The 1,350-nt window shown below is 65.0% G+C and carries 2 protein-coding genes; both read left to right on the top strand.

All coding sequences use genetic code 11. The annotated features are described in order from the left end of the window. Positions 1–289 (top strand): PilZ domain-containing protein (locus NJ959_RS29580; protein ID WP_254015336.1); only part of this gene is annotated, 289 nt, incomplete at its 5' end. A 120-nt stretch (positions 290–409) separates the two neighbouring features. Beyond that, the coding region (locus NJ959_RS29585) for a quinolinate synthase (protein ID WP_254015337.1) at positions 410–1,350 on the top strand (941 nt) is incomplete at its 3' end.

The raw sequence follows: 1,350 nt of genomic DNA on the forward strand, positions 1-1,350 counted from the left end.
GAACCGCCCTTGCAAGGTGTTCCATCGTTCTACGCGCCGGTATCTGTGCGCGGAGACGGTGGACGTCTCGGCGGGCGGGGCGCTGGTGCGCGTGGAGCCGACGAGGCCGATCGCCGTGGGCGATGAGATCTCGCTGGTGGTTGCGTGGAATGATGAGGTCCTGCTTGCCGCCGACGCCCAGGTCCCCGGCAAGGTCATCCGCGTCCTTGAAGGTGAGAACGGCATGCAGATCCTGGCGTGCGAGTTCAAGACCGCCGCGCTCGCGGTGACCATGGCCGCCGCCGCCTGAAACCGTCCGTGCTCGTCCGTTATTCATGTCAGAACCAGGCCGCGACTTCCCTATAGTTCCTGCGGGTGGGATCTTCGTGCCTCCCTGCGGAGTGTGTGCGTGATGTTGTGGCAGCCGTCGTTGCCCGAACAATACCTGAAAGCGACCCCCGATGAACTCGCGGGGGCGATCACCGCGCGCCGGGCACAACTCGGCGGGCAACTGGTCATCCTCGGGCACCACTACCAGACCGACGAGATCATCCGCCACGCCGACTTCACTGGCGACTCGCTCAAACTGTCGCAGATCGCGGCCAAGGTTGCCAGCGAACGCGATGTGAAATGGGTCATCTTCTGTGGCGTGCATTTCATGGCTGAATCCGCCGACATGCTCACGCCCGAGAGCGTCGACGTCATCCTCCCCGACCTTTCCGCAGGCTGCTCCATGGCGGACATGGCGCAGTATGACGACACGGTGATGGCGTGGGAATCGATCCATCGCACGCTCGCCGAGGGGGGCTTCAAGGGGCGCGTGGTGCCGATCACGTACGTGAACTCCTCGGCCGCGATCAAGGCCTTCGTCGGTGAGCATGGCGGCGCGTGCTGCACCTCCAGCAACGCGCGCGAGGTCTTCCGCTGGGCGATGACCGGGGGCTCCAAGATGCTCCTGCCCGGCGAATCGGTGAAGGTCCTGTTCCTGCCCGATCAGCATTTGGGGCGCAACACGGCCGCCGCGTGCGGCATCGACGTCGCGACGCGCTCGTGCGTCTATGACCCGAGGCTCGTGCGCAAGGGCGAGATGCTGGGCGGCGCGACGGCGGAGCAGATCGTGAAATCGGATGTGCTCTTGTGGGCCGGGCACTGCTCGGTGCACAAACTCTTCCGCCCAGAGCACTGCGACCAGATCCGCGCGATCAGTGCGACGACCCCCGACAAGCCAGCGTACAAGATCCTGGTCCACCCCGAGTGCTGCAAGGAAGTGGTGGACAAGAGCGACCTGAACGGCTCGACCGAGTTCATCATCAAGACGATCAAGGACGCATCGCCCGGCTCGCGCTGGGCCGTCGCGACCGAGGTGCATTT

The organism is Limnofasciculus baicalensis BBK-W-15 (assembly GCF_024178385.1).
GTDB lineage: Bacteria > Cyanobacteriota > Cyanobacteriia > Cyanobacteriales > Coleofasciculaceae > Limnofasciculus > Limnofasciculus baicalensis.